This window comes from Sinobaca sp. H24 (genome assembly GCF_023845525.1).
This window is the reverse complement of record NZ_JALBWT010000025.1, coordinates 56,281-67,002: the sequence shown is the minus strand read 5'-3', so window position 1 is coordinate 67,002 and position 10,722 is coordinate 56,281. Positions and strand designations below refer to the sequence as shown.

Sequence of the window (10,722 nt, the reverse complement as noted above, 5' to 3'; positions counted from 1 at the left end):
GTCTCATATGCAGTCGGCGTCCCTGAAAGACTTTCCATTTTCAGATTCTCCGGCTCGGCGGCCCGTTCAAAATCAAAAGCCGGCTAAAGACACCGTGGCTGTGTTCATGCTTTCAAGCGGATGCAGAAAATCCTCCACGTTTTTTTCTTTTGTCGTACCAATAATAAAGTGAAAAGTATCTTTTGAAAAATGAGCATGCAGTGCCTCTATCAGGCTTGCCATTCCTTCTTTATTATGCGCGCCGTCGATAATTATTTTTCTTTCCTGATCCACTTCAAGCCTTCCCGGCCAGCTCGTTTTTTGCAGCCCGCGGAGAATGCTATCATCCTCTGCCGGGAACGCATAATACATTTTAAGATATCTCGCCGCCATCACAGCGCAGCAGCATTTTTAGTTTGATGTGGTCCCAGCATGGAAAGCTGGACCTGGTCGAGCTTTTCAAGAATACGGATTGAAACGAAAACGTTATTCCCGTTTGATGGGGCGCTATATTCTCAATATGAAAATCTCTGCCGAGCTGATACATTTTCGTGAACTTTTCCGAGACAGGACTCCTCCAGAATCTCCAGACTTTCCGGCTTTTCTTCACATGTAATCAAAGGGACTCCCGACTTAACGATGCCGGCTTTTTCTCTGGTGATCTCTTCTATTGTATCCCGAGAATATGCTGATGATCATGCCCAATATTAGTAATGACGCTTATGAGCGGCAGCATGACATTTGTAGAGTCAAGCCTCCCGCCCAGTCCGACCTCCCATATCACTACGTCCGGAAAAGCTTTAGAAGAAAGTAGCGGGCGGCAATCGCTGTAACTACTTCAAATTCGGTCGGCGGGCCGAACAACGATTTTTCCACCGATTCTACAATGGCCGCACTACATTAGCGGCTTCCAGAAAGGCTTCTTCACTTATTGGTGCCCCGTTCACCGCAATCCGCTCTCTGAATGTCTCTATATAAGGGGAGGTAAACGTACCTACCTCCATGCCGGATTCCTCCAGGATATTTCTTAGAAAAGCAGTTGTGGATCCCTTTCCATTCGTGCCTCCAATATGGACGCTTTTCATTTTACGTTCAGGATTTCCCAGGCCTTCCATCAGCATAGTCATCCGCTCCAGCCCCGGATGTATGCCGAATTTTTTCTGTCTTCCAGCCATGCTCTCGCTTCTTTATACGTCTTCATGCTTTCCCTCATTTCTATTCAGGTTGTTCGTATATGAAAGAAAAAAGAGAGGGTTTCACGCCTCCCTTTCCTGTTTTTATTTACTGCTGCAGTTCTTCCATGCGGGCCACCACTTTATCGCGTTTATCCGCATAATCCTGCTGTTTCTGCTTTTCTTCTTCGACTACGTGTGCCGGTGCCTTGCTCGTAAAACCTTCATTGGCAAGCTTTTTCTGCACCCGTTCTACTTCTTTATCCAGCTTTTCTTTTTCTTTTTGAAGCCTGGCAATTTCCTCGTCCAGCTGTATCAGCCCGGCGAGCGGCATATAAAGATCTGCCCCGGTCAGTGCGTGGGACACCGATTTTTCCGGTGCCTGCAGCCCTGTATCAATCGTCAGTTTTTCCGGATTACAGAAGCGCTCCAGATATTCCTGTCCGCGCAGGAGCTGCTGCAGTTCTTTTTCGGAAGCGGCATTAATAACAGTTCAATTTCCTTGCTCGGTGCTACGTTCATTTCTGCACGCGTATTTCGTACTGAGCGGATGATTCGCTTGATCAGCTCCATGTCCTCAACGGACTGAGCATCGATCAGGTCATGGTTCACGAGAGGCCATGCTGCTACCGTAATAGAGTCCCCTTGATGAGGAAGGTGCTGCCAGATTTCTTCGGTGATAAACGGCATGATCGGGTGCAGCAGCCTCATCGTCTGGTCAAGTACGTGGGCCAGTACCGAACGGGCCATATGCTTCTGAGCGTCATCTTCTCCGTAAAGCGGCAGTTTAGCCATTTCAATATACCAGTCACATACGTCTTCCCAGATAAAGTTATACAGCAGGCGGCCTACTTCTCCAAATTCATACTGATCCATCAGCCGGGTTACGCTTTGGACCGTATCCTGAAGCCTTGTTAAAATCCAGCGGTCGGCCATTGTCTTTTCACCTTCGAGGCTGATTTCATCATAAGCGAGGCCGTCCATGTTCATCAGGGCAAAACGGGAGGCATTCCAGATTTTATTGGCAAAGTTCCAGTTGGCCTCTACCTTCTCCCACTGAAAACGCAGGTCGTTGCCCGGTGTCGTGCCGGTAGCGAGGAAGAAACGCAGTGCATCAGCACCGTACTTTTCAATGACGTCCATAGGATCAACGCCGTTGCCGAGTGATTTACTCATCTTCCGGCCTTCGCTGTCCCGAACCAGTCCGTGAATCAGCACATCCTCAAATGGACGCTGTCCGGTAAATTCAAGTCCCTGAAAAATCATCCGGGAAATCCAGAAAAAGATAATATCATATCCGGTTACGAGCGCATTAGTCGGATAGAATCTTTTAAAATCCTCCGACTGTTCGTCCGGCCAGCCCATTGTGGAAAAAGGCCAAAGCGCTGAGCTGAACCAGGTGTCCAGTACGTCTTCATCCTGTTCCCAGTTTTCCGCGTCCGCAGGTTCTTCCATGCTAATATACATTTCGCCGGTCTCTTTATGGTACCAGGCAGGAATCCGATGGCCCCACCACAGCTGTCTGGATATGCACCAGTCTCTAATATTATCGAGCCAGTGCAGGTACGTTTTTTCAAAGCGCTCCGGCACGAAATGTACTTTTTCTTCTTTTTGCTGGAGAGCGATTGCGTTTGCAGCGAGCGGCTTCATATCCACGAACCACTGCGTGGATAGATAAGGTTCTACGACAGCGCCGCTCCGTTCCGAATGGCCGACCGAATGCATGTGATCTTCCACTTTAAACAGCACGCCCTGCTCCTGCAGGTCTGCTGTAATCTGACGGCGGCATTCAAAACGATCCAGTCCTTCATATTTCGCAGCATTTTCATTCATTTTTCCAGACTCATCCATGACGAGTACGCGTTCCAGATTATGTCTGTTTCCCATTTCAAAGTCATTCGGATCATGAGCCGGCGTAATTTTAACAGCACCGGACCCGAAGTCCATTTCTACATAATCATCTGCAATAATTTCTATCTCGCGGCCGACAATCGGCAGCTTTACTTTTTTTCCGATTAAATGGGCATAGCGCTCATCTTTTGGATGAACGGCAACGGCCGTATCACCGAGCATCGTTTCCGGACGGGTAGTCGCTACTTCAATCGATCCGCTTCCGTCCGCCAATGGATAGGCCATATGATAAAAAGAGCCCTGCACATCTTTGTAGATAACTTCTATATCAGAGAGAGCCGTTTTCGTATCCGGATCCCAGTTAATAATGTATTCGCCGCGGTAGATCAGCCCTTTATTATAAAGAGTAACGAATACTTTACGCACCGCATCGGACAGTCCTTTATCCAAAGTAAACCGCTCTCTCGAATAATCGAGGGAAAGACCAATCTTGGACCACTGCTCCCGGATAAAATCTGCATACTCTTCTTTCCATTCCCAGGATTTCTCCAGGAATGCTTCCCGTCCCATTTCATAACGGTTTGTTCCTCTTCTTTCAGTTTTCCTTCCACTTTAGCCTGCGTGGCAATACCGGCATGGTCCATGCCCGGCAGCCAGAGCATATCATAGCCCTGCATGCGCTTTAAGCGGGAAATAATATCCTGCAGCGTCGTATCCCAGGCATGGCCCAAATGAAGCCGTCCTGTTACGTTAGGAGGTGGAATAACAATGGTGTAGGGTTCTTTATCCCCTTTTCCTTCTGCCTTAAAAAATTCTCCCTCCGTCCAGTAGGGATACCATTTTGCTTCAGTAGCCTGCGGATCATACTTTGTCGGCATATCTGTCTGGTTTGCCTTATCCATCATATCGTTCTCCTTTATTAGAAAGTCACCGTACTTTTTGCCCAAATAAAAAAACTCTTCTCGCCTGCAAAGGACGAAAAGAGTTTACGCGGTACCACCTTTATTTGTGACACTGTCTGCCAGCGTCACACACTTAGGTATAACGGTACCTGCCGTCTCCTCCTACTTTATTTCAGAGAAAAAGCTCCGGGGCGACCTTCAGGATCCGCGCAGGAAAGGCATTTCAGCTGGGCTGCCTTCTCTCTGTGCAGGCGTGGGATCCTTACTCTTCCCTATCTATGCTTTCTTATTTATACTGATTGGTATGCTTCTATTTTAAGCAGAGCCCTGCCTGCCAGTCAATGCAAATTAATTTTATTTTTTAATCACGGAAAAAGCTTTTTCGGCGGCTTTTACCGTATTTTCAATATCTTCTTCTGTATGGGCAGTTGAAAGAAACATGCCTTCAAATTGAGAAGGAGGAAGCGAAACGCCCTGGGCCATCATTTCTCTAAAGTATGCCGCAAACATTTCCAGATCCGAGGTTTTGGCTGTTTTAAAGTCCACGACTTTTTCATCCGTAAAGAAGAACCCGACCATCGACCCGGCTTTATTAATATGATGAGGGATATCGTGCTTTAGGGCAGCTTCATGCAGACCCTCGGCCAAAAGCGTGCCAAGACGGTCAAATGTATCGTAATCTTCCGGCTTCAGCTGATTTAATGTTTCGAATCCGGCTGTCATAGCAAGCGGATTTCCAGACAGCGTGCCGGCCTGATAGATCGGTCCGCTCGGTGCTATCTGCTCCATAATATCGCGTCTGCCCCCGTAAGCCGCTACAGGCAGTCCTCCGCCAATAACTTTCCCAAGACACGTTATGTCCGGCGTTACGTTATACACGCCCTGAGCGCAGTGATAGCCGACTCTAAAGCCAGTCATTACTTCATCGAAGATCAGCAGGCTGCCATGTTGATTAGTAATATCTCGGACGCCTTCCAAAAATCCTTCTTCCGGAAGCACTATCCCCATATTTCCAGTGACCGGCTCCAATATAACGGCAGCAATCTCATCGCCGTATTCATCAAATGCCTTCTGCAGGCTGGCCAGATCATTATACGGCACGGTTAATGTGTTGGATGCAACCGATGCTGGAACTCCCGGGCTGTCCGGAAGGCCTAAAGTGGCTACGCCGGATCCAGCTTTGATTAGAAGAGAATCGCCGTGCCCATGATAACAGCCTTCCATTTTAAGAATCTTGTCACGACCGGTAAAACCGCGCGCAAGACGGAGAGCGCTCATGGTTGCCTCTGTGCCGGAATTGACCATTCGTACCACTTCGATGGAAGGGACTCTATCAATAACCAGTTCGGCAAGCTTTATTTCCATCACGTGGGAGGCACCAAAGCTTGTGCCTTTTTCAGTCACTGCCTTTAACTGCTCCACGACATGGTCCTGGGCGTGCCCTAAAATGAGCGGTCCCCACGATAGAACATAATCAATGTACTCATTTCCATCCAGATCGGTTATTTTAGAACCTTTACCGCTCTGCATGTACACAGCAGGATGCCCCACCGAATTATATGTACGCACAGGGCTGTTCACGCCGCCCGGCATTAACGGTTTTGCCTGCTCAAAAGCAGCTGAGGATTTTTCATAGGATTTCATTTCTGTCACTTCCCTTTTTATAATCTACTACCAGAATAACAAAAGCCGTTTTTTTGTGCGACTTTTCTTTAATAAGGAAAAACTGCCTGCTGCAGCGCAGTCAGGCAGTATATTCTAATATAGTTCTTCGTCGATCCACTTGGCCACGTCTAATGCAAAATACGTAACGATCAGATCCGCACCTGCCCGCTTCATACTGACAAGCTTTTCCATTACGACGGCTTTTTCATCAATCCATCCATTTTGAGCCGCTGCTTTAAGCATCGCAAATTCTCCGGAAACATTGTAGGCTACTACCGGATAGCCTGTAGCATCTTTCACTTCTCTCATAATATCAAGATAGGAAAGAGCCGGCTTCACAATAAGAAAATCGGCACCTTCTTCTACATCGGAACGAGCTTCCCGCAGTGCTTCTTCGCGGTTCGCCGGGTCCATCTGATAGGTTTTCCGGTCTCCAAAGGAAGGCGTGCTGTGGGCAGCATCGCGGAAAGGACCATAAAATGCAGAAGCATATTTAACCGAATAGGACATAATCGGCGTGTGCACAAAACCTGCATTATCAAGACCGCGGCGGATCGCTGCCGTAAATCCATCCATCATGTTGGAAGGCGCAATAATATCTGCTCCGGCTTTCGCCTGGGAAACAGCCGTTTCCGTCAGTAACTGAAGGGATTCATCGTTAAGAATTTCCCCGTCTCTAATCACACCGCAGTGTCCGTGGTCGGTATACTGGCAGAGGCATGTATCAGCTATAACCGTTAACGTAGGATTATTTTCTTTAATAACGCCTATAGCCCGCTGTACGATGCCTTCTTCTGCATATGCCTGAGATCCGTATTCGTCTTTTTCATTGGGAACGCCGAAGACCATTACGGCCGGCACACCATGGCGTTCCAGCTTATTGGTTTCCTGCGCCAGAATATCAAGAGATACCTGATAAATTCCCGGCATGGACGGGACTTCGTTTTTTACTTTTTCTCCCTCTACTACAAAAATAGGAAAAATCAAGTCTTCTTTTTTCACTTCGTTTTCCCGCACCATTTTTCGAATACCGGGTGTCGAGCGGAGACGGCGGTGTCTCCGAAACTGTAAATCACTCATCAAAATCCTCCTTCGAAAGTTTCAAAAGCAGATCCATCATTCCTTCAATCGTATGAGGATCGGCGGTATAAATTTGTTTAAATGCATGCTTTTCTGCTTCGGCAGACGTAACCGGGCCAATTGATATAACCGGAATATGAGACCAGTTTTCAAGAGGCAGACCGCTTACCCCATTCAGGAATGCCCTGACAGCGGAAGGGCTTGTAAACGTAATAAAGTCAACTTCATTCTGAAGAATGATATGCTGCAGTGGTTCTATATTTCCAGTAACCGGTGCCGTCGTATACACATCGATCACGTCAACGGGTTTTTCTTCCGCCTGCAGACGTGCTGTAATCGTATCGCGGCTGATCCGGCTTTTCGGAAAAAGAATACGGCTTCCCTTTTTTAAACTGGAAGCCAATGTCTCTGACAGAGCTTCCGCCGTGTAGGATTCCGGCATCAGCTCCACCGATAAACCCGCATCCTTAAGTGAATGGGCTGTTTTGGATCCTACCGCAGCTATTTTTGCATGGTTTGGAAAAGAATGACCTTCTTGTTTTAATGTTTCCATAAAATAATGTACCGCATTTACGCTCGTAAAAACAAACCATTCATACATATACATTTTTTTAATTTTTTCCCGATCATCTGCAGACAGCGGCAGCCGTTCCACTCCTATCAGCGGTATAACTACCGGCCTGCCGCCGCTGCGCTCTACCGGCTGCGCCAACAGGCTGCTTTGATGAGCAGGCCTTGTAATCAAAACCCTGCTTCCGTTTAAGGAAAGGCTCACTGATTATCCAGCTCTGCTCTCACGTCATCAAGAATATCCTTTGCTCCTCGTGCAAGCAGCGTTTCCGCTGCGTCTCTGCCAATTTTTTCAGGATCAGTACCTTCTCTTTTTTCCTGAAGAATAATTCTGCCATCAGGTGTTCCTACTAAAGCGGTAAGATGAATCTGTTCCTTTTCCATCGTGGCATAGCCTGCTATGGGTACGGAACATCCGCCTTCTACTGCTTTCAGAAAAGCTCTCTCGGCACGAACTCTCTGAGCTACTTCAGTTTCATGGATACTCTGCAGAAGAGAGATTACCTCATCGTCGTTGGCACGGCACTCAATACCGAGCGCACCCTGTCCTACCGCCGGCAGACAAAGATCGGGATCAAGAAATTCTGTAACCATTTCCGGGTCCCAGCCCATTCGTTCCAGGCCGGCCGCCGCTAAAATAATCGCATCATAATTTTCTTCCCTCAGTTTGCGGAGTCTCGTTTCAATGTTGCCGCGGATCCACTGAATCTTTAAATCAGGACGTTTCGCGAGAATCTGGGAGGACCGACGGAGACTGCTTGTTCCAACGACCGCTCCTTCCGGAAGCTCCAAAAACGGCACATGATCATTGGCAATATACACGTCTCTTGGATCCACCCGGTTCGTAATCGCACCTAACGTAAAATCATCCTGAAGCTCACCGGGCATATCTTTCATACTGTGTACGGCAAAATCAATTTCCCCATCCGTCATTGCCTGTTCAATTTCTTTTACAAACAGGCCTTTTCCCCCTACTTTAGAGAGAGTAACGTCCAGAATTTTATCGCCTTTTGTAACAATTTTCTTCATTTCAAATTCATACGGAGCGCCGGCACGCTTTAACGCGTCGATAACCCACTCTGCCTGCTTTATCGCAAGATTGCTTTTTCTTGTGCCTACAATAATTTTTCTCATGTCATCCTCCACAACGTCTATAGTATCTTCCTATTTCACAAATACCACATATGAAATTCGGTCAGTTCACTTGAAAGAAAATAGTTAGTCAACAGCAGTAAAAACCCAATAATATTTAACACGGCCATATTATAACCTCTTTGGTCCTTTACAGCCCAAAGATATAAATACCAGCTGTACACTAGCAGCAGAACAGCAGAAGCAATTACTTTAGCATCTGTCCAGGGCAGGGTTTGAAATTGAATACTTGCCCATATAAATCCTAAAATAATACCGAGCATTAACAATGGCACACCGGCCACGGTCGAGTAAAAAGTAAGAGTTTCCATTTTTGGCAGATTCTCAAGCCGGAGAAGCCGATTTCCCCATTTTTTTCTTTTCAGCAGCTTATGCTGCAGCAGATAAAGGCTGGAAAATGCAAAGCCAAGAGTAAAGGCAGCATAGGAAATAATAATTAACGTAACGTGAATAATTAACAGCTCAGAAATTAAAAGTTCGTTTAACTCATTAGGTATATCTCCGTCGGGAGCGAACAGGCTGAAAGCAAGCATCGCAAAGCCAATCACATTGGCAAAAAAAACGAGGAAATCTACACGGAACAATCGATTAATAATTAAGGAAAAGGTAACTAAAAGCCATGCATAAAAAAATAACCCTTCAAAGGGTGTAATAACGGGAAGTCTGTCGTATTGCACAGCTCTTATAATAAAAAATGAGGTCTGCAGCAGCCAGACAACAGTTAGAAGCCAGAAGGCAATGCGATTTGCCTTCCGGTTCGTCTGTAGAAAATCGAAAAAATAGCCAAGCAGGCTCAAACTATAAAGAACAATGGTTACGACATAAATAGTATTAGCTGCTGCAACCATCTACGATAACTCCTCTCATACTCGGAGAGTAACATCCTTTGCATAGGCGTACGGCAGCAAAGGCGGTTTTTTTTGTGCTATTTGTCTATCTTCTTCTATTTGTACATTCTTTTTATGCTGAATGCTCTCTACTTCTTTAGCAGAGGCAATTTCCTCTTCAAGAGCAAATATTTCTGTAAACAAAGCAAGGGACTGTTCAGCGTCAGGTTCAGCTGCCAGCTCTTTTGCACGCATGATAGGATCACGCAGCATTTGATTGACAATGCTTTTAGTGTGCTTACGAAGAATTTTACGCTCTCTTTCCGTTAAGTCGGGAAGCTTTCGCTCGATGCTGTCCATTGTATCAGCCTGAATAGAGACAGCTTTGCTCCGCAGAGCAGAAATGATAGGCACGACGCCCAGGGTATCCACCCATTCTTTAAACTGTAGAAGCTGGTCCTGCATCATGTCTTCTATTTTAGCTGCCGCAACTTTCCGCTCGGAAAGATTAGACTCCACGATTCCCTGAAGATCATCGATATCGTAAAGAAAAATATTATCAAGATCGTTCAGCTCCGGATCCAAATCTCTTGGAACGGCGATATCGATCATAAACAGCGGCCGGCCTCTGCGTTTTTTCAGAGCCATTTCCATCATTTTTCGATCGATCACATATTCCTTTGAACCCGTTGAGGAAATCACAATATCCGCGCTCTCGAGCGTCTGCTGAAGGTGATCCATTTCCAGCGCCCGGCCGAAAATCCGGTCTGCCAGTTCTGCCGCTTTGGAAAACGTTCTGTTTAAAACGGTTACTTCCGCTGCACCACTGGAATACAGATGACGGGCCGTTAGTTCACTCATTTTCCCTGCACCTAGAATCAGGACATTCTTATTCGAGAAATCCCCAAATATTTTATGGCCCAGTTCTACTGCTGCGTAACTTACCGACACGGCGTTATCATTAATTTCCGTTTCATTATGGGCTTTTTTCGCGAACGTAATAGCCTGCTTAAATAATTCGTTAAAAATAGTTCCTGTTGCTTCTGAGTCCTGGGCGGTAAAAAAGCTGTTTTTCACCTGACCGAGAATCTGTGTTTCTCCCAGAATCATGGAATCAAGACCGGTTGCCACCTTAAATAAATGCTGAATCGCAGCATCATTTTCACGTATCGTTAAATAAGGGCCGAACTCTTCTTTTGGAAGATCGAACCACTGGGAAAGAAATTGTTTAATATATTGGCGTCCCGTGTGAAGCTGATCAACCACAGCGTATACTTCCGTACGGTTACAGGTGGAAATAATAGTGCATTCCAGAATACTCTTCATTCCACTAAGGCTGTGAAGAGCTTCCGGCAGCGTTCCATCCTGGAAAGCAAGCTGCTCTCTGATCTCAACGGGGGTTGTTTTATAATCTAATCCTGCAACGAGAATATGCATGTATTGTTCACCCCTAATAAATAAGCTGCACTATTTCACAGAGAATGTAAGTATGTAACAGCATTTTACTTTTTACATACGCTTTCA

At 46.3% G+C, this 10,722-nt stretch carries 8 protein-coding genes, 1 pseudogene and 1 other annotated feature; all 9 genes and pseudogenes read right to left on the bottom strand.

Annotated elements, in window-relative coordinates:
- Positions 1-72 precede the first annotated feature (72 nt).
- Positions 73-351, bottom strand: coding sequence for a glutamate ligase domain-containing protein (locus tag MMY81_RS23665; RefSeq protein ID WP_252314757.1), 279 nt, complete (start codon positions 349-351; stop codon positions 73-75).
- A gap of 509 nt (positions 352-860) precedes the next feature.
- Positions 861-1,154: a folylpolyglutamate synthase/dihydrofolate synthase family protein gene (locus tag MMY81_RS23660; RefSeq protein WP_252314756.1), complete on the bottom strand. Its 294-nt coding sequence runs from the start codon at positions 1,152-1,154 to the stop codon at positions 861-863.
- A 106-nt stretch (positions 1,155-1,260) separates the two neighbouring features.
- Positions 1,261-3,904: pseudogene (locus tag MMY81_RS23655) on the bottom strand (valine--tRNA ligase).
- Between the two features lie 66 nt (positions 3,905-3,970).
- Positions 3,971-4,192: a binding site (T-box leader), on the bottom strand.
- A gap of 66 nt (positions 4,193-4,258) precedes the next feature.
- Entirely contained in the window at positions 4,259-5,548 is a 1,290-nt protein-coding gene (hemL, locus tag MMY81_RS23650; protein ID WP_252314755.1) for a glutamate-1-semialdehyde 2,1-aminomutase, read from the bottom strand.
- A gap of 114 nt (positions 5,549-5,662) precedes the next feature.
- The gene (gene hemB / locus MMY81_RS23645; protein ID WP_252314754.1) at positions 5,663-6,649 is read right to left on the bottom strand and encodes a porphobilinogen synthase; all 987 of its coding nucleotides are present in this window, start codon (positions 6,647-6,649) and stop codon (positions 5,663-5,665) included.
- Positions 6,642-7,394: a uroporphyrinogen-III synthase gene (locus MMY81_RS23640; protein ID WP_252314753.1), complete on the bottom strand. Its 753-nt coding sequence runs from the start codon at positions 7,392-7,394 to the stop codon at positions 6,642-6,644. The genes hemB and MMY81_RS23640 overlap by 8 nt, the downstream gene beginning before the upstream one ends.
- Positions 7,395-7,420: 26 nt before the next feature.
- On the bottom strand, positions 7,421-8,353 hold the full coding sequence (gene hemC / locus MMY81_RS23635; protein WP_252314752.1) for a hydroxymethylbilane synthase: 933 nt from the start codon (positions 8,351-8,353) through the stop codon (positions 7,421-7,423).
- A 35-nt stretch (positions 8,354-8,388) separates the two neighbouring features.
- A complete protein-coding gene (locus MMY81_RS23630; RefSeq protein ID WP_120192541.1) occupies positions 8,389-9,219 on the bottom strand; it encodes a cytochrome C assembly family protein in 831 nt (276 codons plus the stop codon).
- A 15-nt stretch (positions 9,220-9,234) separates the two neighbouring features.
- Positions 9,235-10,635: a glutamyl-tRNA reductase gene (gene hemA / locus MMY81_RS23625; protein WP_252314751.1), complete on the bottom strand. Its 1,401-nt coding sequence runs from the start codon at positions 10,633-10,635 to the stop codon at positions 9,235-9,237.
- Between the last annotated feature and the right edge of the window lie 87 nt (positions 10,636-10,722).